Source organism: Streptomyces corchorusii, assembly GCF_001514055.1.
Taxonomy (GTDB): Bacteria; Actinomycetota; Actinomycetes; order Streptomycetales; family Streptomycetaceae; genus Streptomyces; species Streptomyces olivaceoviridis.
In genome coordinates this window covers 122,402-148,646 of the sequence record NZ_KQ948352.1, presented here as the reverse complement: position 1 = coordinate 148,646, position 26,245 = coordinate 122,402, and the positions used below count along the sequence as shown (strand labels likewise).

18 protein-coding genes are annotated in these 26,245 nt (G+C 73.9%); 6 read left to right on the top strand and 12 right to left on the bottom strand.

Translation table 11 applies throughout. The features are described 5' to 3' along the window. Positions 1-159: 159 nt before the first annotated feature. Positions 160-1,752: an AMP-binding protein gene (locus AQJ11_RS04800; RefSeq protein ID WP_059261988.1), complete on the bottom strand. Its 1,593-nt coding sequence runs from the start codon at positions 1,750-1,752 to the stop codon at positions 160-162. Then, positions 1,749-3,422: an AMP-binding protein gene (locus AQJ11_RS04795; protein ID WP_059261987.1), complete on the bottom strand. Its 1,674-nt coding sequence runs from the start codon at positions 3,420-3,422 to the stop codon at positions 1,749-1,751. Before AQJ11_RS04795 ends, AQJ11_RS04800 begins: the two co-directional genes overlap by 4 nt. 115 nt (positions 3,423-3,537) lie before the next feature. Between AQJ11_RS04795 and AQJ11_RS04790 the strand changes: the two genes are divergently transcribed. From AQJ11_RS04790 to AQJ11_RS04775, 4 genes are all read left to right on the top strand, one after another. Then, positions 3,538-4,368, top strand: coding sequence for a helix-turn-helix transcriptional regulator (locus AQJ11_RS04790; RefSeq protein ID WP_059262260.1), 831 nt, complete (start codon positions 3,538-3,540; stop codon positions 4,366-4,368). 185 nt (positions 4,369-4,553) lie between these two features. After that, on the top strand, positions 4,554-7,376 hold the full coding sequence (locus AQJ11_RS04785; RefSeq protein WP_167360848.1) for an ATP-binding protein: 2,823 nt from the start codon (positions 4,554-4,556) through the stop codon (positions 7,374-7,376). A 210-nt stretch (positions 7,377-7,586) separates the two neighbouring features. After that, positions 7,587-8,378, top strand: a complete 792-nt coding sequence (locus tag AQJ11_RS04780; protein ID WP_014675804.1) for a S1 family peptidase — start codon at positions 7,587-7,589, stop codon at positions 8,376-8,378. 346 nt (positions 8,379-8,724) lie between these two features. Beyond that, positions 8,725-9,567: a patatin-like phospholipase family protein gene (locus AQJ11_RS04775; RefSeq protein WP_059262258.1), complete on the top strand. Its 843-nt coding sequence runs from the start codon at positions 8,725-8,727 to the stop codon at positions 9,565-9,567. Between the two features lie 24 nt (positions 9,568-9,591). Here the strand turns inward: AQJ11_RS04775 and AQJ11_RS04770 are convergent, their stop codons facing one another. From AQJ11_RS04770 to AQJ11_RS04750, 5 genes are all read right to left on the bottom strand, one after another. Then, positions 9,592-10,911 (bottom strand): ABC transporter substrate-binding protein, encoded by a 1,320-nt coding sequence (locus AQJ11_RS04770; RefSeq protein ID WP_059261986.1) that lies wholly within the window; start codon positions 10,909-10,911, stop codon positions 9,592-9,594. After that, complete coding sequence (locus AQJ11_RS04765) at positions 10,908-11,987, bottom strand: hypothetical protein (protein ID WP_059261985.1); 1,080 nt, start codon at positions 11,985-11,987, stop codon at positions 10,908-10,910. The genes AQJ11_RS04770 and AQJ11_RS04765 overlap by 4 nt, the downstream gene beginning before the upstream one ends. Continuing rightward, positions 11,984-13,723 (bottom strand): VWA domain-containing protein, encoded by a 1,740-nt coding sequence (locus AQJ11_RS04760; RefSeq protein ID WP_059261984.1) that lies wholly within the window; start codon positions 13,721-13,723, stop codon positions 11,984-11,986. The genes AQJ11_RS04765 and AQJ11_RS04760 overlap by 4 nt, the downstream gene beginning before the upstream one ends. 69 nt (positions 13,724-13,792) lie before the next feature. Continuing rightward, positions 13,793-16,060 (bottom strand): serine/threonine-protein kinase, encoded by a 2,268-nt coding sequence (locus AQJ11_RS04755; RefSeq protein WP_059261983.1) that lies wholly within the window; start codon positions 16,058-16,060, stop codon positions 13,793-13,795. Beyond that, positions 16,057-17,748, bottom strand: a complete 1,692-nt coding sequence (locus tag AQJ11_RS04750; RefSeq protein WP_059261982.1) for a S1 family peptidase — start codon at positions 17,746-17,748, stop codon at positions 16,057-16,059. Before AQJ11_RS04750 ends, AQJ11_RS04755 begins: the two co-directional genes overlap by 4 nt. Positions 17,749-17,927: 179 nt before the next feature. On the opposite strand from AQJ11_RS04750, the gene AQJ11_RS04745 reads away from it, so the two are divergent. Further along, positions 17,928-18,695 carry a polysaccharide deacetylase family protein gene (locus AQJ11_RS04745; RefSeq protein WP_059262257.1) on the top strand — a complete coding sequence of 256 codons (768 nt, stop codon included), beginning with the start codon at positions 17,928-17,930 and terminating at the stop codon, positions 18,693-18,695. A gap of 13 nt (positions 18,696-18,708) precedes the next feature. Here the strand turns inward: AQJ11_RS04745 and AQJ11_RS04740 are convergent, their stop codons facing one another. Continuing rightward, positions 18,709-19,722, bottom strand: a complete 1,014-nt coding sequence (locus AQJ11_RS04740) for a DUF2278 family protein (RefSeq protein ID WP_014675796.1) — start codon at positions 19,720-19,722, stop codon at positions 18,709-18,711. Positions 19,723-19,915: 193 nt separating this feature from the next. Here AQJ11_RS04740 and AQJ11_RS04735 point away from each other — a divergent pair, with 193 nt between their 5' ends. Further along, complete coding sequence (locus tag AQJ11_RS04735) at positions 19,916-20,356, top strand: SRPBCC family protein (protein ID WP_059261981.1); 441 nt, start codon at positions 19,916-19,918, stop codon at positions 20,354-20,356. Positions 20,357-20,380: 24 nt separating this feature from the next. Here the strand turns inward: AQJ11_RS04735 and AQJ11_RS04730 are convergent, their stop codons facing one another. The 4 genes from AQJ11_RS04730 to pucD all read right to left on the bottom strand — a co-directional run bounded on the left by AQJ11_RS04730 (position 20,381) and on the right by pucD (position 26,244). After that, on the bottom strand, positions 20,381-21,019 hold the full coding sequence (locus tag AQJ11_RS04730; protein WP_059261980.1) for a LysE family translocator: 639 nt from the start codon (positions 21,017-21,019) through the stop codon (positions 20,381-20,383). A 43-nt stretch (positions 21,020-21,062) separates the two neighbouring features. Continuing rightward, a complete protein-coding gene (locus tag AQJ11_RS04725; RefSeq protein ID WP_059261979.1) occupies positions 21,063-22,214 on the bottom strand; it encodes an XdhC family protein in 1,152 nt (383 codons plus the stop codon). 40 nt (positions 22,215-22,254) lie between these two features. Further along, positions 22,255-23,712 carry an NCS2 family permease gene (locus AQJ11_RS04720; protein ID WP_014675792.1) on the bottom strand — a complete coding sequence of 486 codons (1,458 nt, stop codon included), beginning with the start codon at positions 23,710-23,712 and terminating at the stop codon, positions 22,255-22,257. Between the two features lie 150 nt (positions 23,713-23,862). Then, on the bottom strand, positions 23,863-26,244 hold the full coding sequence (pucD, locus tag AQJ11_RS04715; RefSeq protein WP_059261978.1) for a xanthine dehydrogenase subunit D: 2,382 nt from the start codon (positions 26,242-26,244) through the stop codon (positions 23,863-23,865). Between the last annotated feature and the right edge of the window lies 1 nt (position 26,245).

Here is a 26,245-nt window from a genome sequence, read left to right as displayed (position 1 = left end):
CTCCCCTTCGCGTGGCGGAGGCGGTAGCCCCCCCCCCGACGCTCCCCCGGCGCTCCCCCGACGCTCCCCGGGCCGAGCGCGCCGCCGACCGTGCGCTCGCCCGGGGACCGCCGTGGAACATTCACCGCCTGCTCGTTCCCGGCCGTTTCACACCCGGGATCACACCGCGTACGTGTCCCGCAGTTCCACCTTGCGGACCTTCCCGGACACCGTCATCGGGAAGGCGTCGAGGAGCTGGAGCCTGCTGGGGACCTTGTAGTGCGCGAGCCGCCCCGCGCAGAAGTCCCGCAGTTCCTCCAGGGTGAGGGGGTCGGCGGGGTCGCTCGGGATGACACAGGCGAGGACCTCCTCGCCGTACCGCTCGTGCGGCACCCCGACGACCTGGACGTCCCGGATCTTCGGGTGGGCGTACAGGAACTCCTCGATCTCGCGCGGGTAGATGTTCTCGCCGCCCCGGATGATCATGTCCTTGATCCGGCCGACGATCTCGACGTACCCGTCCTCGCGCATCACCGCCAGGTCCCCGGTGTGCATCCAGCGGCCCGCGTCGATGGCCTCCGCCGTCTTCTCCGGCTCGTTCCAGTAGCCGAGCATCACGCTGTAGCCGCGCGTGCACAACTCTCCCGCCGCGCCCCGCGGCTGGGTGACCCCGGTGGCCGGGTCGACGACCTTGACCTCCAGGTGGGGCAGGACCCGGCCGACGGTGGCGGTGCGGTGCTCCAGGTCGTCCTCGATCCGTGTCTGCAACGACACCGGGGACGTCTCCGTCATGCCGTAGCAGATGGAGACCTGCTCCATGTGCATCTCGGCCACCACCCGCTTCATCACCTCCACCGGGCACGGGGAGCCCGCCATGATGCCGGTGCGCAGGCTGGAGAGGTCGTAGGAGGCGAAGTCGGGGAGGTTCAGCTCCGCGATGAACATGGTCGGGACGCCGTACAGCGACGTGCACCGCTCCCGCTGCACCGCCTCCAGCGTGGCCGCCGGGTCGAAGGACCGCGCCGGTATGACCATGCAGGCGCCGTGCGAGGTGGCCGCCAGGTTGCCCATGACCATGCCGAAGCAGTGGTAGTAGGGCACCGGGATGCAGATGCGGTCCTGCTCGGTGTAGGCGATCGACTCGCCCACGAAGTACCCGTTGTTGAGGATGTTGTGGTGGGAGAGGGTGGCGCCCTTCGGGAAGCCGGTCGTGCCCGAGGTGTACTGGATGTTGATGGGGTCGTCGCAGGACAGCTCCGCGTACGGCGCCTCGGGCGTCGCCCGTCGCAGCAGTTCGTCCCAGCTCGGGTCGCCGATGTACACGACCTCGCGCAGCTCCGGGCAGTTGCCCCGCACCTGTTCGGCCATCGCCCGGTAGTCGCTCGTCCGGTGGCTGAGGGAGGCCACCAGCAGCGAGACGCCCGACTGCCTGAGGACGTACTCGGCCTCGTGGGTGCGGTAGGCCGGGTTGATGTTGACCATGATGGCGCCGATGCGGGCGGTGGCGTACTGCACCAGCACCCACTCCGGGCAGTTGACCGCCCAGATGCCCACCCGGTCGCCCTTGGTGATCCCGCCGGCCGCCAGGGCCCGCGCCAGCTCCTCGACGTCCGCGCCGAACTCGGCGTACGTCCAGCGCCGCCCGGACGGCACGTCGACCAGGGCCTCGCGGTCCGGCCAGGTCGCCACGGCCCGGTCCAGGTTGGCGCCGATGGTGTCGCCGAGCAGGACGGTGGGACTCGTCCCGTGTGTGTACGACAACCGCGCGGTCACCGGAAGTCCTCCTCGCGGTACTCGCTCTCCGAGCCGGCCGCGGTGGCCTCGCGCAGTTCGATCCGGCGGATCTTGCCGGAGACGGTCTTGGGCAGCGCGCCGAACTCCAGCCGGCGGATGCGCTTGTACGGCGCGAGCACGTCACGGGAGTGCTCGAAGATGACCTTCGCGGTGTCCGGGCCGGGCTCCCAGCCCTCGGCGAGGACAACGTACGCCTTGGGCACCGCGAGCCGCAGCTCGTCCGGGGCGGGCACGACCGCCGCCTCGGCCACCGCCTCGTGCTCCAGCAGGGCGCTCTCCAGCTCGAACGGACTCACCTTGTAGTCGGATGCCTTGAAGACGTCGTCGCTGCGCCCGATGTAGGTGAGGTACCCCTCCTCGTCCCTGGTGGCGATGTCCCCGGTGCGGTAGTAGCCGCCCGCCATGGCCTCCGCCGTGCGGTCCGGGTCGCCGTGGTAGCCGGTCATCAGGCCGACCGGGCGCGCGGCGAGGTCGAGCGCGATCTCGCCCTCGGTCGCGCCGGGCGCGCCGGAGACCGGGTCCAGGAGCTCCACCCGGAAGCCGGGGCTGGGACGCCCCATGGAGCCGGTCTTCAGCGGCTGGCCGGGGCTGTTGGAGACCTGCACGGCCGTCTCGGTCTGCCCGAAGCCGTCCCGGACGGCCACCCCCCAGGCGCGCCGGACCTGCTCGATGACCTCGGGGTTGAGCGGCTCGCCGGCGGCCACGATCTCGCGGGGCGGGGTGCGCAGCTGCCCGAGGTCGGCCTGGATGAGCATCCGCCACACGGTCGGCGGCGCGCAGAACGTGGTCACGCCGGCCCGGTCCATCTCGGCCATCAGCCGGGCCGCGTCGAAGCGGGTGTAGTTGAAGACGAAGACGGTCGCCTCCGCGTTCCACGGCGCGAAGAGGTTGGACCAGGCGTGCTTGGCCCAGCCGGGCGAGGAGATGTTCAGGTGGACGTCGCCGGGCTTGAGACCGATCCAGTACATGGTGGCCAGGTGCCCGACCGGGTAGGAGGTGTGGGTGTGCTCGACCAGCTTGGGGCGGGCGGTCGTCCCGGAGGTGAAGTAGAGCATCAGCGGGTCGTCGGCCAGCGTCGGGCCGTCCGGGACGAACTCGGCGGGGACCGCGTAGGCGTCCTCGTACGGCTCCCAGCCCTCCTGCGGCAGGCCGCCGACGGAGATCCGGGTGTAGGCGCCGGGCACGTCGGCGAACTTGGCGGTGTCCTCCGCCCGGACGACGACGTGTTTCACCCGCCCCCGCTCCACCCGGTCGGCGAGGTCGGCCGGGCCGAGCAGCGGGGTGGCCGGGATGACGACCGCGCGCAGCTTCATCGCGGCCAGCGCGGTCTCCCACAGCTCGGCCTGGTTGCCGAGCATGACGAGGACGCGGTCCTCGGCGGCGACCCCGCGCTCGCGCAGCCACCGGGCCACCCGGTCGGACCGCTCGGACAGCTCCGCGAAGGAGAGCCGGGTCTCGGTGCCGTCCTCCTCGACGATGTGCAGCGCGGTGCGGTCGTTGCCGTCGGCGATCTCGTCGAACCAGTCCAGCGCCCAGTTGAAGTGCTCGGGCCGGGGCCAGCGGAAGCCCTCGTAGGCGGTGGCGTAGTCCTCACGGTGTTCCAGCAGGAAGTCCCGGGCCCTGCGGAACATCTCCGTCGCCGTCGTCATCGGTTCTCCTCCTATGCTCCGGACCATTGCCGGGCGGCTCTCTGGCATCGTCTAATCCGTGATGCGGGTCTCACTACCCCCGAACGGGGGTGTGGGCGGCCGAAAGGGCGAACGGGTGACGGCAGACGCGGTGCAGGCGGTGGAGATCGGTGGCGCGCTGGCACGGCTGCGGCGGGCGACGGGACTCCCCGTGGCCTTCGGCGGCCTGGTGGAGTCCGGCCGGCCGCAGATCCGGATCAGCGAGCTGAGCGGCACGACCACGGCCGCGCTGCGCTCGCTCGCGGTGACCTCCGGCAGCGGGCTCGGCGGCAAGGCGGTGGCGCTGGCCCGGCCGTGCGCGGTGACCGACTACTCCAGCTCACGGCAGATCAGCCACGAGTACGACGTGCCGGTGGCCGCCGAGGGCATCCGCGCGGTGCTCGCCGTGCCGGTGGTGGTGCGGCGCCGGGTGCGCGGGGTGCTGTACGGCGCGCTGCGCTCGGCCCGGCCGCTCGGTGACCGCGCGCTGGGCGCGGCGGTGGCGGTGGCGCGGGACGTGGAGCAGACGCTGGTGGTGCGGGACGAGGCGCGGGAGCTGCTGGCGGCGGCCCGGCCCGAGCGGACCCGCACCGGTGAGAACGCCGTGTGGGAACAGGTGCGCGAGGCGCATGCCGCGCTGCGGGCGCTGGTCCCCCGGATCGCCGACCCGGAGCTGCGGGCCGAACTGCTGGCCGCGTGCGGGCTGCTGACCGCGCCGCCGCGAGCCGGGGGCGTGACCCTGGCGCCACGCGAGGTGGACGTGCTGTCCTGGGTGGCGGCGGGGGCCACCAACGCGGCGGTGGCCGAGCGGCTGGGCATCGGCCCGGAGACGGTCAAGGCATATCTGCGTTCGGCGATGCGGAAGCTGGGCGCCCACACACGAGGGGAGGCGGTGACCGCGGCGCGCAGGGCGGGACTGCTGCCGTAGCCCGAAGCCGGCCGGGAAACCTGACGGTCACGAAACCTGTCGGTCAGGAAACCTGACCATTCATCCGGCGCCGCTTTGAATTTCCCTCTGCTTGACCGTTTGTTATTTCCCTCACCAGGGCTTCCGTCCGAATTTCAAGGATCGTTGCCTAGAATTTGGTCCGGACACGACACACGAGGGGAGCGGTGACCGTGCGACGGGACTTCCAGGAGCCTGCCAGGTGCCGCCCCGACCTGGTCATCGGCCGCGAGGAGCTGTTCGCCGGCGCCCGTGGGCAACTCGCCTCCGGGGGCAGTGTGCTGCTCCACGGCCCCGCCGGAATAGGGAAATCCACCGTCCTGCGGGCTTTGGCCGAGGAATACGGCGCCACCGTGCGCACGGTCTTGCGCTGCTCGGCGACCGAGTCCGAATCCCACCTCCCCTTCCTCGCCCTCGCCGACCTCCTCGGCCTGGTCCTCGACGAGGTCTCCGGGCGGCTGCCCGCCGCCCAGCGCACCGCCCTGGAGTCGGCGCTCACCGGCCGCGGCGAGTCCAGCCTCCAGCGGGACGGACTCGCCCTGCGCCTGGCCGTGCTCTCCGCGCTGCGCGCCCTCGCCGCCCACGGCCCGGTCCTGGTCGTCGCCGACGACCTCCAGTGGCTGGACCCGGCCAGCGCCGAACTCCTCGGCTTCGCCGCCCGGCGCCTGGAGGGCACCCCGGTGCAACTGCTGTGCGCGGTCCGCACGGAGGGCCGGCAGAGCCAGGAGTACGACCGCCACCTGCGCGCCTGCCCGCCGGGCACCCTCGCGGTCCGGCTCGGCCCGCTCTCCCGCACCCAGGTCGCCGAGCTGCTCGACCACCGCGGCCACGGCTGCCTGTCCCGCTCCACGGTCCGCGAGATCCACCGCACCAGCGGCGGCAACCCGCTCTTCGCCCTGGAGCTGGGCCGCGCCCTCGCCGACAGCCCCACCCCGCCCCGGCCGGGCGAGCCGCTGCCCGTGCCGACCTCGCTGCGCGCCCTGGTGCTCAGCCGGCTGGACATGCTCTCGGTGGAGGCCCGCCGCACCCTGCTGGTGGCCAGCGCCGGCGCCCGCCCCACCCCGGCCCTGCTGCACGCGGCCGGCCGGGAGAACGCCGAGGCCGAGTGCGCCCAGGCCGCCGAACTCGGGCTGCTGGCCACCGAACCGGACGCCCCGGCCGTACGGTTCGCGCACCCGCTGATATCCGCCGCGCTGTACGCGGAGGCGCCCGCCCACGAACGGCGGGCCGCGCACGCGGCGCTGTCCACCGCCGCCTCCGACCCGATCGAACGGGCCCGGCACCTGGCCCTGGCCACCACCGGCACCGACCCGGAGGTCGCCACCCGGCTCGCCGAGGCCGCCGCCCTCGCCCGGGACCGCGGAGCGCCCTCGGTCGCCGCCCAGCTGGGGCTGCTCGCCGCCCGGCACACCCCCGCCGACGGCGCCCCCAGCCCGCAGGAGCGCCGGCTGACGGCCGCCGAGGACGCGATCACCGCCGGCGAGGTCGACCTGGCCCGGGACATCGCCCGCGAGGTGCTCGCCCGGGCGACCGTGCCCGCCGACCGGGTGCGGGCCTGGATGATCGTCATCGACACCGCCGGCCACACCATGGCCGAGGTCGACGCCGTCTTCCCACAGGCCCTCGCCGACGCTGGCGACGACCCCCGGCTGCTCGCGCTGGTCCACTACCAGCTGGCCTGGCGGGCGCTCATCGTGGAGGGTGACTTCACCGAGGCCCGGGAGGCCGCCGCGCACGCCGCCGAGCTGGCCGCCCGCGGCGAGGACCGCCGCACCGAGCTGCTCTCCCTCGCCTTCCAGGCGCAGACCGAGACCCTGATGGGCCATCCGGAGGCGCCCCGCACCATCAAGCGGGCCCTGAAGGAACCCCAGGACCCCCGGGTGGCGTGGCATCACAACGGCGCGGGCAGCGCCCGGTTCCGCTGGCTGGTCATGGGCGACCAGCTGGCCGAGGCCCGGACCACCGTCACCGCGCTGCTGCGCGAGGTGCGCCGGCGCGGCTCGGTGGAGAGCGAGGTGCACTTCCTGCGCGGCCTCGCCGAGACCGAACTGCGCGCCGGGCACTGCGGACGCGCCCTGGAACTGGCCCGCGACAGCCTGCGGCTCGCCCGGGACTCCGGGATCGGCGAGACCGCCTCGGCGATGCTCACCTCGCTCGCCGAGGCCTCCGGCGGCGATGTGGACCGCGCCCTGGCCCTCGCCCGGGAGGCGGTGGACCACGCCGAGGAGGACGGCGACCAGATGTACCTGTCCCGCGCGCTGGGCGCCCTCGGGTACGCCCAGCTGGTGGCCGGGGACCCTACGGGCACCGTGCGCTCGCTGCGCCGGGTGCGCACCCTGGAACTGGGCCTCGGCATCACCGACCCGGCTCGTGGCCGCTGGCACGGCGACCTCGCCGAGGCACTCGTCCGGACCGGTGAGGTGGCCGAGGCGCAGGACGTCATCGACGTCAGCCGGGAACACGCGCTGCGGCTCGGCCGGGAGAGCGTCCTCGCCGTGCTCGACCGGTCCGAGGCGCTGGTGCGCGCCGCCCGGGGCGACCTGGAGGCCGCGCTCGCCCAGCTGACGTCCGCTCAGGAACGGCTCGGCAAGCTCGGCTACGGCCTGGAGGAGGCGCGGGCCGCGTTCGCGCTGGCCCGGCTGCGGGGCGGCCCACGGCCCGGATCGGCGGTGTTCGACGAGGCCACCCGGATGTTCCGGCGCTGCCGGGCGCTGCCCTGGCTGCGCCAGGTGGACGAATCCCCGGCCGCCGCCGAACCGGAACCGGAACCGGCCGCACCCCAGGCGCCGGCCGCGCTGCTCGCGCTGGCCGCGATGGAGCGTCAGGTCGCCGCGCTCGTCATGGAGGGCGCCACCAACCGGGAGATCGCGGCCCGGCTGTTCATCAGCGTGAAGACGGTGGAGGCGACCCTGACGCGGGTCTACCGCAAGCTGGGGATCCGCTCGCGGGTGGACATCGTCCGATTGGCGGCAGGTCACCGCGCGCCCTGAGCGGTGCTCTTGTTAACTGAACCGGACCGAGGGTTTTCCCTCACCCAACCCCCTAGGGGGTTCCCTCATTGGGAGCCAAGGGTTCCGGGTCCTAGCGTAATGGGCGTGCCGCTCGCCCGGGCACATGGGGGTCGGTCCCGCGACCCCCATGCAAACCCCCCACACAGACCCGCGCGACCCCCCACCGGTGCAACCCCACTGAGGAGACTCATGTTCGGGCTCACACGTGCAAGAAAGACCGCCGCGACCGTGGTGGCCACCGCCGCCGCGGCGGCGTCCGCGCTGCTCGCCTCCCCCACGGCGAGCGCCGCCCCCCAGCCCATCGTCGGCGGTACCACTACCACGACGACCGCGTACCCGTTCATGATGCAGATCACGGACGCGTCCCAGAACCAGTTCTGCGGCGGCACCCTGGTGGCGCCCAAGAAGGTGGTGACGGCCGCGCACTGCATGGTCGGCGAGACCACGAGCAGCGTCCGCGTGGTCGGCGGCCGGACCTACCTCAACGGCACCAACGGCACGGTGAGCCGGGTCAGCAGCATCTGGATCAACCCGGACTACACGGACGCCACCAACGGCGACGACGTGGCCGTGCTGACCCTCTCGACGTCGATGCCGTACACCGCGGCGAAGTACGTCTCCTCCTCCCAGACGAGCGTGTACGCGGCCGGCACCACCGCCCGCATCCTCGGCTGGGGGACCACCTCGGAGAACGGCGGCTCCTCCAACCAGCTGCGGACCGCGACCGTCCCGGTCGTGTCCGACTCCAGCTGCCGTTCCTCCTACGGTTCGGACTTCGTCCAGTCCGACATGGTCTGCGCCGGATACACGTCCGGCGGCGTGGACACCTGCCAGGGCGACAGCGGCGGTCCCCTGCTCATCGGGGGCGTCCTGGCAGGGATCACTTCCTGGGGCGAGGGGTGCGCGGAGGCCGGTTACCCGGGTGTCTACACCCGGCTGACCACCTTCTCGGACCTGGTGACCGCGCAGGTCGGCTCGTGACCCGGAAGACTTCCCGAGCACCCCTCGGGTGACAGCCGGGGGGCGTTGCGGGCCACCACGAGCGGCCCGCAACGCCCCCTCTCCACCGCTCCGGTCGCATCGGCCGGCGCCCTCACCGCCGTACGACGTCCCCGAACCGGATGGCGTACGCGGACGCGGTCGGCGTGGGAGAGCGGGAGGCCGTCCCGTCCTGGCCGCGGACCGCGCGGGGTCACCCGGACGAGCGGGAGCGTGCAGCGGGCCGCGACGGCGAGGGCCCGCCGGCCGGCTCAGCGCGGCGGTTGTCCCTCCGCCGTCTCCTGTGGTGTCGTACCCGGAGATCGGGGACTTCGCGGAAGGGGCGGACATGGGCGAGGCGTTGGTGCTGGGCGGTGGGGGTGTCGGCGGGATCGCCTGGATGACCGGGGTGCTGGCGGGGCTCGCCGAGGCCGGGCGGGACGTGACCGGCGCCGATCTGCTCGTGGGGACCTCCGCCGGGTCCACCGTGGCGGCGCAGGTGGGCAGCGGGCTGGAGCTGGAGGAGCTGTACGCCCGGCAGGTGGATCCCGCCCGGCAGGCCGCCGAGATCATGGCCGAGATGGACCTGGAGAAGTTCGCGGCGGAGATCGGCGCGGCCATGGAATCGGCCGCGTCCATGACGGAGTTGCGACGCGCGGTCGGGCGGGTCGCCCTGGACGCGCGGACGGTCTCCGAGGCGGAGCGCCGCGCGGTGATCGAGTCCCGGCTGCCGTCCCACGGGTGGCCGGAGCGGGCGTTGAAGATCGTCGCGGTGGACGCGGAGAGCGGTGAGCCGCGCGTCTTCGACCGGGCCTCGGGCGTGCCGCTGGTCGACGCGGTCGCCGCGAGCTGCGCCGTGCCGGGCGTGTGGCCGCCGGTGACGATCGGCGGGCGCCGGTACGTGGACGGCGGGGTGCGGTCCGTCGCCAACGCCGACCTCGCCGCCGGTGCCGACCGGGTGCTGGTGCTGGTGCCGCTGGGCGCCACCGAGCCCTTCCCCAGCGAACGGCCGCTGGAGCGGTCCGTGGCGGAGCTGCGCGAGGGGGGTGCCGAGGTCGTGGTCGTCGCGCCCGACGAGGCGTCCGCCGCGGCGATCGGCGACAACGCCCTCGACCCGGCCACCCGCCGCCCGGCCGCCGAGGCGGGCCGCGCCCAGGGCCGCGCGCTCACGCTCCCCTGGACGCGGGGCTGACCCGGAAGAACGTACGCCGGCCGCTCACGGGCCGCGGTCGCACACGGACGGCAGCCAGGTCAGCCCCGAGGTGTGGCTGAGGGTGTCCAGGGAGTGCAGGAGGTCGTCCAAGCGGCCGGGGTGGGCGAGGAATTCGATCGCCGCCTCGGCGAACGCGTCCCGTACCGCGGGCGGCATCGCGTCGGAGGCGTCGAAGCAGTGCACGGCCCGCCGGTCGCGGAGGGTGAGCGCCAGGGAGCGCCGCCAGTCCGGGTCGGTGCCGCCGGCGGGCGGGACGCCGGTGTGGACGGAGAAGCCGGACTGCTCAGCGCTCCAGGCGCGTTGGGCGTCGGCGGAGGCCAGGTAGCGGATCAGCTTCCTGGCCGCCGGGGTGGCGTGCAGCAGGACGACCAGGTCTCCGGAGACCTCCCACGCGCGGTTGGCGGGGGCGCCGAGGAGCAGCCGGGCGGAGGGCTCGTAACGGCCGTCGACGTCCTTCCAGGCGTGCTGGCGGCCCCGGATGAACGAGGCCTGGTGCTCCAGCGTGCAGCCCCGCGGGCGCGCGGTGACCGGTCGTGACGCCGCCTCGTACGGGGTCTTCAGGGCCCGCCGGACGAGGTCCGGGTCGCCTCCCGCGCCGACCAGGTCGCGCCAGGTGGTCCAGGCCGTCCTGACCTGCTTCGACCTCCAGGGCAGCGCGCCGCGCGCCCACTGCTCGTAGACGCCCGGACCGTACCGTTGCAGCAGGATGTCCTCGATCCAGTCGGTGCCGGGCCAGCCGCTGGTGGCACCGGAGCCCATGCCGACGCACCACGCGGCCGGCCGGTGCGCCGCCTGCCGCCGCTCCTGCTCCCCGACGTCGGCCGGGTACCAGACGATGCTCTTCAGGTCGGCCTTCAGGGGGAACCAGTACACGTGCCCGTCCGCCAGCGGCATGGCCCAGGACGGGCCGAAGTCCGCCTGGTCCACCAGGTCTTCCAGCGGCAGCAGGTGCTTCTGCCGGGCGTACTCGGCGAGTTCGCCGGGGCCGGTGAGCACCACGACGTCGGGCGGTGTCCCGGCCTCGACGTCGGCGCCGAGCACCTGGCTCTCGGCGTTGCTGCCCTGGTAGTCGACATGGATGCGGTACTTCCGCTCGAAGGGCTCGACGACCGCCTTCCGGAAGTCGTTCTCGTCCTCGCCGGTCCAGTTGGCCAGCAGGGTGACGGTCGGCTCCTGCCCGAGGGCGCGTACGCCCACCACGACGGCCGCCGCCAGCAGGGCCAGGCAGCTCGCGACCACCGTGACGATGCGGGCCGGGCGGCGGGAGGGGCGGGACCGGGTGCCGGGGGCGGCCGTCGCGGAGCCGCCGGGGTGCGCGTTCACCGGGGCCTGAACCGGTAGTCGTCGATGTGCCGCCGCAGGCCCGTCTCGGCCAGTGCCATCAGCAGGACGCCTCCTATCAGGATCCACACCGCCGCCGACGCGCGGAAGCCGGTGTGCGAAAGGTACGAGGCGGTGTCCCGCCCCGCGACGGGTATGAGCCGCCCGGGCAGCGGGCTGTCGAGCAGCTGCCGGGTGTCCGCCATCCCCCGCTGGGTCCACACGGTGAACAGCACGGCGGTGGCGACACCGGCCGCCGACAGCACCAGGGCGGCCAGGAGCTGGCGGTTGTACCGGCGCCGGAAACGGCGGCGCAGGAAGAGCTGGGTCTCCAGCAGCGCGGCCCAGAGGGCGAGGGCCAGCAGCAGGGCGACGCTCCAGGCGAGCCACAGCAGCGGCCCGAACGAGGTCTGCCGGTGCACGGCCGCCCGCTGCTGCCGTTGCAGCGCCTTCAGTCGGTCCTGTATGCCCGTGCCCTTCTCCGTCAGGATGCTGGTGGCATAGCTGCGGTAGGCCTCGCGCATCAGGCTGCCGTCCGGCTGGAGCTGCGACTTCTGGACCTTGACCGCGTAGACCGTGATCAGCCCGGCGATCGTCTGGAGGGCCTGCCGGCCCGCCGGCCCGCCCACGTCGTCGTCCGCGGCGGCGGCCGACAGGCTCTGCGCGGCGACCGAGATCTGCTTCTGGAAGTCGCTGGTCGGGGCGGGTGCGCCGGCGTCCCGCTCGGCCTGGCCGAGCGCGTACAGCGCGGTGTCCAGGGACAGGACGGCCGGGGCGGTGGAGGTGCGCAGCGGGTTCGCGTCGCCGTGCACGCCCTGGTACGACACGAACAGCGACAGCGCGAGCAGGGCCGACAGGGCCAGCAGCAGGCGGTGGCGGACGGTCAGGTCGTGGGCGGTCGTGCTGCCGCCGTCCGCCGGGCGCGGCCCGGCACCGGGGAGCCGGACCCACGGGGCCGCCCTGCCGGGGGCGCGGCGGTCGGCGGGGCGGGCCCGTGCGGGGCGTGGGGCGGGCGGGGCCGTCGGCCGCGCGCCGGTCGCGGGGCCGGTGCCGGGTGTCGTCCCCCTGCCGGTGGTCATGCGGGCGCCCCTCTCAGCGGCCGGCCGCACCTGCCGCCGCAGTAGACGGAGTCGGCCGGACCGAGCCACTCGCAGCCCGGACACTCGACGAGTCCGTCGGGGCGAACGGGGAGGGACGGCCCGGCGGAAGCGGGCGGGACGGCTCCCTGCGGCGCGACCGGGCCGGGCGAGGCGGCTCCCTGCGGCACGGCGGAGCCCGGCGGGGCGGCTCCCTGCGGCACGGCGGAGCCCGGCGGGGCGGCTCCCTGCGGCACGGCGGAGCCCGGCGGGGCGGCTCCCTGCGGCCCGATGGACCCCGGCGGGGCGCCGGAACCCGGCGGGGTCCCGGCGGCCTCGGCGCTCCGCGCGGCTGCACCGCCCTCCGCCGGGCCCACCGCCGACGCTTCCGGTGGCGTCGTCAGGGCGCTGGAGAGGATCAGGTGCTGCCAGTCGACGTCCTTCAGCCCGGTCCGGACCCGGCCGGTGCCCGGCGCGGCCTCGACCAGCCGGAGCGCGCCGAGCAGCTGGGTGTCGCCCAGTTCGGCGGCCAGCGCGAGCGCGCGGGTGAGTTCCCGGTCCGCGGTGTCACGGCCGTCCGTGCCGCGCAGCCAGGCCCGGTAGGCACCGGCGACGGCGGCGCCCGCCCGCTGGTACAGCTCGTGCCGGCGGACCCCGGGGTGCTGCCGGGAGGCGTCCAGCGGGTTGTCGGTCCAGCGCACCAGGACGGGCTGCGGCGCGGGCAGCCGTACCGGCCGGCCGAAGTCGGGTACGGCGATCTCCACGGCGGCGAGCTGGAGGTCCTCGCCGGTCTCGCGGCCGGTCGGGTCGGCGGTCAGGACGACCTGGAAGTGCCGTACCTCGTCGCCCCAGGCGCGGGTGACGTACTCCGCGCCGCGTCCGCCGGAGCCGGCCGGGACGGGCGGCAGTTCCTGTTCGCTCGGCACCACCTGCTTGACCTGGCGGATCACCGTGCCCGGGGTGGGCGTGAGCCGGATGCGCAGCTCGGGCACCGCCGTGCCGAGCAGCCCGGCCACCAACTCCTCGTACGCGGTGGTCAGTTCGGACTCGGCGCGGACGGCGCGGGCGCGGCCGTGCAGCCGCCGGGTGATGCGCAGCAGCAGGTCGGCGTCCCAGTCGTCGCCGATGCCCCAGGCGTCGCAGACGAACCGTCCCTCGCAGGCGTCGAGCGCGGTCTCCAGGGACATGGCGGCCCGGTGGTCGTGCTCGTTGCGCCCGTCGGTGAGCAGCAGGACGTGTTTCACCGGGGCGGGGTGGTCCTTGAGCAGCCACCGGGCGAGGTCGAGCCAGGTGCCGATGGCGGTGCCGCCGTCCGCGTCCAGGATCCGTACGGCGCGTTCGGCGGCCTCGCGTTCGCCGGGACCGGCGACGGCGAGCACCGCGCTGCCGGCTCCGGGGTGGACGAGGGTGGCGTCGAACCGTCCGGAGAGCACGGCGAACGCGGTGCCGTCGGGCAGCATCCGGACCGCCGCGACGGTGGCGTCCTTGGCCGCGTGCAGTTTGGCGGCGGGGTGGAGCATCGAGCGGGAGGTGTCGACGATCAGCACCTCGGCGAGCGCGGGCCCGGTGCCGGGCACGGGCGCGCCGGGGCGTTCCGGGCGGCCCCGGCTCCTGACCCCGATCTCCAGGATGGCGTGCATCCGAGGGTCGGGGTGCCGCCCGGCGGGGTCCGGCGCGACCGGCAGTTCCTTCTGCTGGCCGACCGCGAGCGTCACCTCGGTCTCCTCGGCCACGGTCATCGCTGCCTCTTCCCAAGTGGTCCGGAATCTCGTCTCCTCCGGGCGTCGCTCCCGGAGGGCCGTGCGGGTTCAGAACGTGGTGATCGGCCGGACCGCGTGGGCCAGGTCGAGGAGCCGGCCGTGTTCGCCGGCGGTGCGGGCCTGGGCGGCCAGTTGCCGGAACGAGTGCTCCAGCCGGGTGCGCAGACCGTCCTCGTCTCCGGGCCCGAGGAGCTCCCCGGCGGGGAAGTCCGGGCCCCAGCCCTGGGCCGGCCGGCCGTGCAGGGCGTTCTCGCGGACCTCCGCGACCAGCCGGGCCCGGGACTCCCCGGCCGTCGCGCCGCCGTCCAGGCGCAGTTCGGGCAGTCGCCGGACGGCGTCCCGCAGGCCGGCCGGGGTGGGCGGGTCGCCGTGCAGGACGCCGGCGCGGACGCGGACGGCCGCGATGCGGGCGGCGTCGTGGTGCCGGGAGGTGGCGGGCACCTCGTCGAGGACGTGGACGGCGGCGTCCCGGTCGCCGCCGGCCAGGTGGCCGCGGGCCAGGCCGAACGCGGCGGCGGTGTGTGCGGAGTCCCGTTTCCAGACGGCTTCGTAATATCGCATGGCCCGCGTGGGGCGCCCACGGTCCGCGGGCCGGGGGCCGGTGTGTTCGGCGCAGTAGCCGAGGGCGAGCTTGGGCGCGTACTCGCCGGGCAGGGCCCGGTAGACGGCGTCGAAGCGGGCACCGGCCGGCTCCACCTCGCCCTTGCTGAGGTGCAGCACGCCGTGGTGCCAGGCGATGCGCCAGTCATGGGCGGCGCGTTCGCCGAGCTGGGTCTCGGCCTCGGCAAGCCAGCTCTCCGCCGCCTGCTGCTCGCCCTTCCTGAGGTAGGCGCGGCACAGCCACAGCGCGGTCTCGGGGGTGCCGAGGCGGGATTCGCGCGGCCACTGCCGGGCGACGCGGTCGGGGGCGTCGGGCGGGAAGGTGTCCAGGAGCAGGGCGGCGCCGTCGTCGGGGTCGGGCAGCGGCTCGGGCAGGGCGCCGGCCACCTCGGCGGCGGCGGGCGGGGAGACGTCCAGGCCGACGGGCCGCTCGCCGGGGCGGGTGGTCCAGTGGTCCAGGGCGGGGATGGCGCCGAGTCCGGCGTCGAGGCCGGCGCCGGTCGCGCGGAACCGGGTGGAGCTCTCCGGCAGCTGCTCGCCGAACTGGAGCGAGCGGAACTCACGGAGGACTTCCCACAATTGGCGGGACATCTCGGCGGCGGAGCGGAACCGGGCGCGGGGTTCGGCGTGGGTGGCGCGGGCGATGAGGCGGCGGAAGGAGTCGGGGGCGAGGCCGCGGGCGGGTTCGGTGTTCCGGGCCAGGGCCTGGAGGGTCATGCCGACGGTGTAGAGGTCGCTGTCGACGTGCCAGCCGCGCCGGTCGATCTCCTCCTGGGGCGGGGCGTAGCCGGCCGTGTGGACGTGGGCGGAGGTGCGGTCGCCGATGGCGCGGACGGCGCCGAGGTCGATGACCTTCAGCGCCCGTCCGAAGTGGATGACGTTGGCGGGCTTCATGTCGCAGTAGAGCAGCCCGCGTTCGTGCATGTACTGGAGGGCGCCGAGGATCTTGCAGCCGTAGGTGAGGACGTGGTCGAGCCGGGGGCGGCCGTGGAAGATCCGCTCGACGTCGTCGGCGTCGAAGAGCTGTTGCAGGGAGCGTCCGCCGATGTAGTCCATGACCAGGTAGCCGGTGGGCGGACGGCCGGGGGCCCGGTGTTCGGCGTAGGTGATGATGCGGACGATGTCGGGGTGGTGCAGGTCGGTCAGGGAGCGGCGCTCCTCGACGGCGGTGCGGCGGGCGAGGGCGTCGTGGACGTTGATCTGGCCCTTGAGGACGACCCGGTGGCCGGCGGCGCGGGTGTCCTCGGCGAGGTACACCCAGCCGAGGCCGCCGTGGGCGAGGCAGCCGAGGACCTGGTAGTGGTCGGCGACGATGTCGCCGCGGGTGAGCTGCGGCCGGAAGGAGTAGGGCGTGCCGCAGCGGGGGCAGCGGCCGGTGTCGGGAGCGGGCTGGCCGCCGTAGCCGATGCCGATGGTCATGGTGCAGCCGTTCGCGCCGCAGCGGCGGCCCCCGGTGGGCGGTCGCGGGTCCTCGACGAGGACGTCGTCGGGGACGGGGACGTCGGGCAGGACGACCAGTCCGTGCTGGTCGAGTTCGCCGGTGCCGGCGACGGCGTGCACGGCCGCCGGGCCGGGGGGCTCGGGCTCCTCGGCGGTGCCGGCCGGGGGCCGGGCCGGCGGTGCGGTGCGCGGTTCGGCGTGCCGGTGGCCGCAGGTGTCGCAGTAGCCGGTGCCCATGATGCGGCCCGCGCAGCCGGGCCGGACGCACGAGGTCACGAGGCGCCCTCCTCACCGGGTGGGGTGGCGGAGCAGAAGCCGACGAACCGCTCGACGGCGGCCTCGGCCCGCTCGATGTCGCAGGGGGTCTGCCGCAGCAGCGAGACGGCCTGTTCGTAGAGCCGGTACGCCGCCACGACCCGGTCGCCCTGCGCGGCGGCCCGCTGCCGGCACAGCGGCCACTCGGCGCCGACGCGGCCGAGGAGTTCCTCGCGGCGGCGCAGCCGGGCGTCGAGCAGGTCGACGGCCTTCTCCAGGCGGCGCCGGCGGCGGCCGACGGCGTCCTCGAAGGTGAACAGCAGTCCGGCGCGCGCGGGTGCGCGTTCCTGTTCGGGAGCGTGGTCGATCCAGGCGCGCAGCATGCGGCTGCGCCGGACGCCGGCCTCGGCCCGGTCGATCAGCTGCCGGGTGCCGGGCGGGGGCAGGACGCGGTCCCGGCGGGTGTCCAGCTCGGGCCCCAACGCGTCGGTGATGCGATCGAGTTCGGTGTGCAGGCGGGCCCAGCGTGCGCGCAGCGGCCGGTGCACGAGGAACTCGGCGGCCTGCTCGGCGCGTTCCGCCTGGCCGCGGAAGACCAGCAGCAGCCGTGCCCCCTGCCGGGCGAGCCGGTCCAGCAGACCGAGCAGCGCGTCGGGTTCGGCGGCCTCGTCGACGGCGACCAGGACGGCGGCGAGCGGGAGGCGCAGCGTGCCGAGCCGTTCGGGCCGGGGGTCGTCGCGGATGCCGAGGCGTTCGGCGATCCGGTCCATGACCTCCGCGGCCGTCAGTCCCCTGACGTCCAGGGCGAGGTCGTGGGCGCCGGCGGGGGGCACGGTCTCGGGCGGGTCGTGGCTGACGGCGCTGGTGTTGCGGTGGGTGCGCAGTTCGCGGTCGGCAAGGGTGACGGCCCGTTGCAGGGTCCAGGCGCGGTCGCCGCGCGCGGGGACGACGGTGACGAGCACCGGCCAGCCCTCGCCGCGGAACCAGGAGGCGAGTTCGGTGGCGAACGGGACGTCGAGCCAGCCGGCGCCCGCGCCGGTGCCGGTGCGCAGCCGGGGGTCGACGGCCTCGGCGCCGTCGGTCCAGGCGGCGACCTGCGGCAGATGGCTGAGGATGGTCTCGGTGGGGCTCATGTAGCTGAAGGCGGAGCCCGGGCCGTCGTCCACGCTCAGGACGATGCCGATGACCTGGTCGGTGGCGTGGTCGACGACGCCTCCGCCGCTGAAGCCGTCGTCGGCGAGTTCTTCGGGGGTGAGCGGGCGCAGTTGCACCTGGCTGTCCCGGCCGCGCGCGGCGACCAGGGTGGCGCCGTGCCAGCGCCCGCCGTCGTCGCCGCGCGGGAATCCGTACATGCTGACGGGGCCGTGGGGGGCGGCGAGCCGGTAGAGCCGCGTGGTGTGCTCGGCGGGCAGTGGTGCGTCCAGGCGCAGCAGGGCGAGGTCGCCGCTGCGGTCGCCGAAGGTGTCCTCGCTCTGCGGTACGTGTTCGTCCGGGCGGACGGCGGCGGTCACGGCGGCCAGGCCGGGCACGCCGACCAGGCGGACGGTGTAGCGGTGGCCGGGACGGACGACGTGCGCGGCGGTGAGGACCCGCTCGGCGGCGAGCAGCACGCCCGCGCCCAGGACCCGGCCGTCCGGTGTCTCGATGCGCGCGATCCAGGACGGTGTCCGTAAGCGCGATGCGACGACTCGCTCCCCCGTGCGCGTCATGGTCGTGAGGTTACTCCGCGTACCCGTCCGGTACTACTGGTGTGCACGGGGTCGTCGCGGAAGCCGTACGGCAGGGCTCGAACGCGTGCACTATACACACGGTGTATAGTCCCGGCATGCCTCTGACGACCGACACGAACTCGACGCCGCCGCACGCGACCACCGACGCACCCGGGAAGATGCGCACGACGGGCCGGAGGTTGCGTGGCTGGGCGCTCGCGTCCGCCGCCGCCTGCCTGGCGCTCACCCTGTCCGGCTGCGCCCAGGTCGACACGACCGCCCCGAGCACCGCTCGCGCCGAGGCGGCGCACGGGGCACCGGCCCGGTTCGGGACCGTCGACTGCCGCCAGGCCAAGTGCATCGCGCTCACCTTCGACGCGGGCCCCAGCGAGAACTCGGCGCGGCTGCTCGACATCCTGAAGGAGAAGAAGGTCCCGGCCACCTTCTTCCTCCTCGGCAAGCGGCACATCGAGAAGTACCCGGAGCTGGTCAAGCGGATGGCGGCGGAGGGCCACGAGGTCGCGAGCCACACCTGGGACCACAAGATCCTCACCCGGATATCGGACGAGGAGATACGTGAGGAGCTCAACCGGCCCAACGAGGCGATCGAGCACCTCACCGGGCACAAGCCGACGCTGATGCGCCCTCCGCAGGGCCGCACCGACGCCAACGTGCACGAGATCTGCAAGGAGCTGGGCCTGGCGGAGGTGCTGTGGAGCGTGACCGCCAAGGACTACACCACCGACGACTCGGCGCTCATCACCAAGCGGGTCCTCGACCAGTCGTCCCGGGACGGGATCATCCTGCTGCACGACATCTACCCCGGGACCGTGCCGGCCGTGCCCGGCATCATCGACGCGCTCAAGGCGCGGGGCTACGTCTTCGTGACGGTCCCCCAGCTACTGGCACCCGGCAGGGCCGAGCCCGGCAAGGTGTACCGCCCGTAGCCCCCGCCCCGGCTCAGAACACCACCGACCAGCCCTCGCGGGATGCCTGTTCGGCGGTGTAGGAGACGCCGTGCACCTTCAGGCCGGCCGCGTCGAGGAGCGTGATCTCGCCGCCCTGGTTGCCGAGCGGTGCCTCGGCGGTGAGCGGCACGGTGAGGCAGTCGCCGGGCGCGAGCGGGGCCGTGGCCGGGACCGGTGAGCCGTGGCCGAGGCGGCTGACGAGCCGCCAGCCGGTGAGATCCGCGGGCTCCGGCGAGGCGTTGAGGAGGGTCACGGTCTCCGTCTCGGGGGCGGGGCCCTTCGGGTTGACCCTCGCCGCGATGATCATCACGGGCTGCGCGCCGGTCGTGGGGCGGGTGCCGTCGACGTCCTCCAGGGTGTGCCCGGTGGTGTCGTCGGTGTGCCAGGACTGGCTCTGGAAGGCCAGGAAGATGCCGACCCAGCGGGACTGCGCGGGGAAGCGCAGCAGGAGTCCGCCGTCCTGCCACACCCCGTCGTCGCCCTTGAAGCGCCGGCTGTTGCCCTGGTTCATGTGGACGTCGTGCACGCCGTTGCCGGGCAGGAAGCCGAACACCTTGTCCTTGACGGCGGGTTCGGGGCCGAAGCGGGAGCCGAAGACGTACGCCCGCGCCTGCGGGTCCGCCACCGCGCGCTGTACGTAGTGGTCGAGGAGGTCGGCGAGGTCGTTGTCCGGTCCCTCGACGTCCGGTGGGAGCGTGCGCATCCCGGCCGGGTCGAAGAGGTTGCCGCGCACGAAGTCGAGGGTCGGGCCGCCGGGGCCGGCCGGCAGGGTGTTCCAGCCGCCGGGCAGGCCCTCCAGGGCGGCGGTCAGCGGGTGGTGGAAGTCGTCGGCGACCAGGTAGAGCAGTTCGGAAGGGTGCTCCTGGGAGAGCACGTTGACCGCGGCGCGGTAGTGCGTGCCGTGGTCGTCCGTGAGGTGGATCTGGTAGTGCGGCGTCTCCCGCGCGCCCTCACGCCGTGTCTCGACGGCGCGGGCGATCAGAACGCCGTAGTTCTTCACCGGCATGACGATCAACTCCCCCGTACGACGGGCCGCTTGACCGGCCCGTGGCAGGAAGCGTAGAAGCAGGATCCCCGTGGCGCCGCCCCGCGCACCCACTGTTCCAGAATACGACTCCCCCAGGACACCTGCTACGCGAGCGGCACGGCGCGGCGGGTGAACGCGCAGGTGACCGGCGCCCCTTGCCTACGATCGTGCCGTGCCCACCTTCTCCTTCGCACGCACGGTCCCGCTCCCGCCCGACGAGGCGTGGCGCCGGCTCACGGACTGGCCGCGCCACGCCGAGGCGGTCCCGCTGACCCGGATCCGTGTGCTCACGCCCCCGCCGACCCGCGAGGGCACGCGCTTCGTGGCCCGGTCGGGGTTCGGCCCGCTCGCCGTCGACGACGTGATGGAGGTGACGGTGTGGCGCCCGCCGGCCGACGACGCCCCCGGCCTGTGCCGCCTGGAGAAACGCGGCCGGCTCGTCCTCGGCTGGGCGGAGATCGAGGTCCACCCGGAGCCCGGGGGCCGCAGTCGCGTGGTGTGGCGGGAGGACCTGGGCGTCCGCTTCCTCCCCGGGGCCTTCGACGGCCCGTTGAAGTCGGCGTCCCTCCTGCTGTTCGGCCGGGCGGCGGACCGGCTGCTGACACGGGGGTGAGCCGGGGCGGGTGCGTCCGTGCCCTCAGTCCTTGCGGCCTGTCAGGGCCACCGTCACGCCCAGGCCGATCATCGTCAGGCCGCCCGTGCCGCCGACCGCGGACAGGCGGCGGGGCGAGCGGGCGAACCAGTCGCGGGCGGCCGAGGCGGCCAGGCCCCAGACGGCGTCGGAGATCACCGCGATGGCGTTGAAGACGAGCCCGAGCAGCAGCATCTGCGCGGGCACGTGACCCTGCTCGCGGTCCACGAACTGGGGCAGTACGGCGGCGAAGAAGACCATCGTCTTGGGGTTGGCCACGCCGACCGCGAACCCCTCCCCCAGGGTGCGCAGGCCGCCGCGCGGCGGGCCGGACTCCGCGACCGAGGCGCGCAGCGAGCCGCGCTGCCGCCACGCCTTGACGCCGAGGTGCACGAGGTACGCGGCGCCCGCGAGCTTCAGCGCGGTGAAGACGAGGACCGAGCGCTCGACGACCGACCCGATGCCGAACGCCACCGCGACGACGAGCAGGTACGCGCCGAGCGTGTTGCCGACGACGGTGGTCAGCGCGGCGCGGCGGCCGTGGGCCAGGGCCCGCCCGATCACGAACAGCACGCTGGGGCCGGGGACGATGACGAGCAGGAAGGAGAGGGCGGCGAAGGCCGCCAGACGGTCGGGGGGCACCATGCCGTCATGCAACACAGGGGCGACGGCGGCCGGCAAACGCTTTTCAGGCCACCGACCCGATCCGCCCCGCCAGCCGCGTGGCCGTGTCGTGGTGAATGGGGGTGTGCGCGCCGGTCAGCGACACCCCGCTGCCCCCGCGCCGGCCCGCGACGATCTCCGCCGCGATGGACAGCGCCGTCTCCTCGGGTGTGCGGGCGCCGAGGTCCAGGCCGATCGGGGAGCGCAGCCGGGCCAGCTCCAGCTCGGTGACGCCGACCGCGCGCAGCCGCTCGGCGCGGTCGAGGTGGGTGCGGCGGGAGCCCATCGCGCCGACGTAGGCGACCGGCAGCCGCAGCGCCAGCTTCAGCAGCGGTACGTCGAACTTGGCGTCGTGGGTGAGGACGCACAGGACGCTGCGGCCGTCGACCTCGGTGCGCTCCAGGTACCTGTGGGGCCACTCGACGACGATCTCGTCGGCCTCGGGGAAGCGGGCGCGGGTGGCGAACACCGGGCGGGCGTCGCAGACGGTGACGTGGTAGCCGAGGAACTTCGCGATCCGGACCAGCGCCGACGCGAAGTCGATCGCGCCGAAGACGATCATCCGGGGTGCGGGGACGGAGGACTCGACCAGGACCGTGAGCGGGGCGCCGCAGCGCGAGCCCTGTTCGCCGATCTCCAGGGTGCCGGTGCGGCCCGCGTCCAGGAAGGCTCCGGCCTCGGCGGCGACCGTGCGGTCCAGCTCGGGGTGGGCGCCGAAGCCGCCGTCGTACGACCCGTCGGGCCGGACCAGCAGGGCCCGGCCGCGCAGCTCCGCCGGGCCGGCGGCGATCCGTGCGACCGCCGCCGCCTCCCCCCGGGCGGCGGCGGCCAGCGCTGCCGCGAACACCGGCCGGGCGGGACCGTCCGCCCGGACCGGTGTGACGAGGATGTCGATCACACCGCCGCAGGTCAGGCCGACGGCGAAGGCGTCCTCGTCGCTGTACCCGAAGCGTTCGAGGACGGTGTGGCCGTCCTCCAGCGCCTGTCGGCACAGCTCGTACACGGCGCCCTCCACGCATCCGCCGGAGACCGAGCCGATCGCCGTGCCGTCGGCGTCCACCGCGAGGGCGGCGCCGGGCTGGCGCGGGGCGCTGCCGCCGACGGCCACCACGGTGGCGACGGCGAAGTCACGGCCCTGCTCGGCCCACCGGTCGAGCTCCTCGGCGATGTCCAGCATGTGTCGGTCTCCTTGAACGGGGTCGCAGGTATCAGGGTGGCTAGTGCACGCCGAGCCACGCCTCGATGGGATGGAGGGCGAAGTAGACCAGGAAGACGGCCGTCAGGCCCCACATGAAGGCGCCGGTCTCGCGGGCCCTGCCCTGGGCCGCCTTGATGGCGGTGTAGGAGATGACGCCCGCGGCGACACCGGTGGTGATGGTGTACGTGAACGGCATCAGGACGACGGTCAGGAAGACCGGGATCGCGGTCGCCCGGTCGGCCCAGTCCACGTGCCGGGCGTTCATCAGCATCATGGCGCCGATGACGACCAGCGCGGCGGACGCGACCTCCTGCGGCACGATCGCGGTGACCGGGGTGAAGAACAGGCAGGCCGCGAAGAACAGGCCGGTGACGACGGAGGCGAGGCCCGTGCGGGCTCCCTCGCCGACGCCCGTCGCCGACTCGATGAACACGGTCTGGCCGGAGCCGCCCGCCACACCGCCGATCGCACCGCCGGCGCCGTCGATGAACAGTGCCTTGGACAGGCCCGGCATCCGGCCCTTGTCGTCGGCCAGCCCGGCCTCGGTGCCGACGCCGATGATGGTGGCCATCGCGTCGAAGAAGCCGGCGAGCACCAGGGTGAAGACGATCATGCCGATCGTCATCGCGCCGACCGCGCCCCAGCCGCCGAACCCGACGTGACCGAAGAGCGAGAAGTCGGGCATCGAGACGGCACTGCCGTGCAGTTCGGGGGCGCCGCCCGCCCACTGCCCCGCGTCGATGACGCCGAGGCCGTTGAGGAGGGCGGCGACGACCGTGCCGGAGACGATGCCGATGAGGATGGCGCCGGGGACGTTCCGGGCCTGGAGCATGAAGATCAGCAGCAGGGTTCCGGCGAAGAGCAGCACCGGCCAGCCGGCGAGTTCCCCGGCGGGGCCGAGGGCGAGCGGCGTGGCCTTGCCCTGGTGCACGAAGCCGGACTTGTAGAAGCCGATGAGGGCGATGAACAGGCCGATGCCCATGGTGATGCCGTGCTTGAGCGCGAGCGGGATCGCGTTCATGATCATCTCGCGCAGGCCGGTGACGACCAGCAGCATGATGACCACGCCGTACAGCACGCACATGCCCATCGCCTGCGGCCAGGTCATGGCGGGGGCGACCTGCGAGGACAGGACGCCGGAGACGGAGAGGCCGGCGGCGAGGGCGAGCGGCACCTTGCCGACGAGACCCATCAGCAGCGTGGTGAAGGCCGCCGCGAACGCGGTCGCGGTGATCAGCGCCTTCTGGCCGAGCGTGTCCCCGGCCGCGTCCTTGCCGGACAGGATGAGGGGGTTGAGCAGGAGGATGTAGGACATCGCCATGAAGGTGGTGATGCCGCCGCGCACCTCACGCGCGACCGTGGATCCTCTTCCGGATATGTGGAAGTACCGGTCGAGCCAGGACCGCCCGGCCGGGACGCGGCTGCCTTCGCCCGCGTCCTCGGCGGCGGTCCCGGGCTCCACTGACTGCTGGGTCATGGGCCAACTCCCAAGGTTCACAGGTGCACCCGTGCGGCGCCTCGCGGCACGGGATTTGGGAATGGACGACCCGGGGGACGGCCCGAGACGAACAGGGGGGCCGGGGGGACGGGGTCCCCCCGGGAGATCACCGGCTGGATCCCCGGAGGGTCACGTTCCGGTCAGATGCTCGGGCCGCACCGGCGTGCGGTTGAGCTCCAGCCCGGTCGCGTTCCGGATCGCCGCGAGGACGGCCGGGGTGGACGACAGGGTCGGGGCCTCGCCGATGCCGCGCAGCCCGTACGGGGCGTGTTCGTCGGCGAGTTCGAGCACGTCGACCGGGATGGTCGGCGTGTCGAGGATGGTGGGGATCAGGTAGTCCGTGAAGGAGGGGTTTTTGACCTTCGCGGTCTTGGGGTCCACGACGATCTCCTCCATCACGGCCACGCCCAGGCCCTGGGTCGTACCGCCCTGGATCTGGCCGATGACGGAGAGCGGGTTGAGCGCCTTGCCGACGTCCTGGGCGCAGGCCAGTTCGATGACCTTGACCAGGCCGAGTTCGGTGTCGACCTCGACGACCGCGCGGTGGGCGGCGAAGGAGTACTGGACGTGTCCGTTGCCCTGGCCGGTGCGCAGGTCGAAGGGCTCGGTCGGCCGGTGCCGCCACTCTTCCTCGACCTCCACGGCCTCGTCTTCGAGGACGTCGGCCAGGTCGGCGAGGACCTCGCCGCCGTCGGTGACGACCTTGCCGCCCTCCAGCAGCAGCTCCGCCGTGGCCCAGGCGGGGTGGTAGGAGCCGAACTTGCGCCGGCCGATCTCCAGCACCTTCTCGCGGACCAGCTCGCAGGCGTTCTTGACGGCTCCGCCGGTGACGTACGTCTGCCGGGAGGCCGAGGTCGAGCCGGCCGAGCCCACCTGGGTGTCCGCCGGGTGGATCGTCACCTGTGCGACGCCCAGCTCGGTGCGGGCGATCTGCGCGTGGACGGTGACTCCGCCCTGGCCGACCTCCGCCATCGCGGTGTGCACGGTGGCGACGGGCTCGCCGCCCACGACCTCCATGCGCACCTTGGCGGTGGAGTAGTCGTCGAAGCCCTCGGAGAAGCCGACGTTCTTGATGCCGACCGCGTAGCCGACCCCGCGTACGACGCCCTCGCCGTGCGTGGTGTTGGACAGGCCGCCGGGCAGCTGCCGTACGTCGGCGCCCTCGCTGGACTCCCACTGGCGCTCCGGCGGCATGGGCATCGCCTTGACGCGGCGCAGGAGTTCGGCGACCGGGGCCGGGGAGTCGACGGGCTGCCCGGTCGGCATGACGGTGCCCTGCTCCATCGCGTTGAGCTGCCGGAACTCCACCGGGTCCATGCCCAGTTCCTTCGCCAGCTTGTCCATCTGCGCCTCGTAGGCGAAGCACGCCTGAACCGCGCCGAAGCCGCGCATGGCGCCGCAGGGCGGGTTGTTGGTGTAGAGGGCGATGGCCTCGATGTCGACGTCGTCGATCACGTACGGGCCGACGCTCAGCGAGGAGGCGTTGCCGACGACCGCCGGGGAGGCGGAGGCGTAGGCGCCGCCGTCCAGGACGATCCGGCACTTCATGTGGGTCAGCTTGCCGTCGCGGGTGGCCCCGTGCTCGTAGTGGAGCTTGGCCGGGTGGCGGTGGACGTGCCCGAAGAAGGACTCGAACCGGTTGTAGACGATCTTCACCGGCTTGCCGGTGCGCAGCGCCAGCAGGCAGGCGTGGATCTGCATCGACAGGTCCTCGCGTCCGCCGAAGGCGCCGCCGACGCCGGCCAGCGTCATGCGCACTTTCTCCTCGGGCAGGCCGAGGACGGGCGCCATCTGGCGCAGGTCGGAGTGGAGCCACTGGGTGGCGATGTAGAGGTGGACGCCGCCGTCCTCCTCGGGCACGGCGAGGCCGGACTCGGGGCCGAGGAAGGCCTGGTCCTGCATGCCGAAGGTGTACTCGCCCGTCACGATCACGTCCGCGCGCCCGCGTGCCGCCTCCACGTCGCCGCGGACGATCGGCTGGCGGTGCAGGATGTTGGGGTGCGGCACGTGCCCGGCGTGGTGGTCGTCGCGGTTCTCGTGGACGAGGATCGCGTCCGGGGCGGTCGCGGAGGCCTCGTCGGTGACGACGGGCAGCTCCTTGTAGTCCACCTTGATCTTGGCCGCGGCCCGGCGGGCCGTCTCCGGGTGGTCGGCGGCGACGATCGCGACCGGCTCACCGTGGTGGCGCACCTTGCCGTGCGCGAGGACCGGGGTGTCCTGGATCTCCAGGCCGTAGTTCCTCACCTCGGTGGGCAGGTCGTCGTACGTCATGACGGCGTACACGCCCGGCATGGCGAGGGCCTCGGAGGTGTCGATGGAGACGATCTCGGCGTGCGCGACGGTGGAGCGCAGGATCTGGCCCCACAGCATGTCCTCGTGCCACATGTCGGACGAGTACGCGAACTCGCCGGTGACCTTGAGGGTGCCGTCCGGGCGGAGCGTGGACTCCCCGATGCCGCCCTTGGTCTGCGATCCCTGGGTGATCTTGGTGGGTGCGCCGTTGGCCGGCATG

Excerpts from the sequence above, each read along its gene's own strand:
- AQJ11_RS04795 (WP_059261987.1), bottom strand. The coding sequence starts at position 3,422 with ATGACGACGGCGACGGAGATGTTCCGCAGGGCCCGGGACTTCCTGCTG.
- AQJ11_RS04780 (WP_014675804.1), top strand. The coding sequence starts at position 7,587 with ATGTTCGGGCTCACACGTGCAAGAAAGACCGCCGCGACCGTGGTGGCC.
- AQJ11_RS04775 (WP_059262258.1), top strand. The coding sequence starts at position 8,725 with ATGGGCGAGGCGTTGGTGCTGGGCGGTGGGGGTGTCGGCGGGATCGCC.
- AQJ11_RS04765 (WP_059261985.1), bottom strand. The coding sequence starts at position 11,987 with ATGACCACCGGCAGGGGGACGACACCCGGCACCGGCCCCGCGACCGGC.
- AQJ11_RS04760 (WP_059261984.1), bottom strand. The coding sequence starts at position 13,723 with ATGACCGTGGCCGAGGAGACCGAGGTGACGCTCGCGGTCGGCCAGCAG.
- AQJ11_RS04750 (WP_059261982.1), bottom strand. The coding sequence starts at position 17,748 with ATGACGCGCACGGGGGAGCGAGTCGTCGCATCGCGCTTACGGACACCG.
- AQJ11_RS04745 (WP_059262257.1), top strand. The coding sequence starts at position 17,928 with ATGCGCACGACGGGCCGGAGGTTGCGTGGCTGGGCGCTCGCGTCCGCC.
- AQJ11_RS04740 (WP_014675796.1), bottom strand. The coding sequence starts at position 19,722 with ATGCCGGTGAAGAACTACGGCGTTCTGATCGCCCGCGCCGTCGAGACA.
- AQJ11_RS04730 (WP_059261980.1), bottom strand. The coding sequence starts at position 21,019 with ATGGTGCCCCCCGACCGTCTGGCGGCCTTCGCCGCCCTCTCCTTCCTG.
- AQJ11_RS04725 (WP_059261979.1), bottom strand. The coding sequence starts at position 22,214 with ATGCTGGACATCGCCGAGGAGCTCGACCGGTGGGCCGAGCAGGGCCGT.
- AQJ11_RS04720 (WP_014675792.1), bottom strand. The coding sequence starts at position 23,712 with ATGACCCAGCAGTCAGTGGAGCCCGGGACCGCCGCCGAGGACGCGGGC.
- pucD (WP_059261978.1), bottom strand. The coding sequence starts at position 26,244 with ATGCCGGCCAACGGCGCACCCACCAAGATCACCCAGGGATCGCAGACC.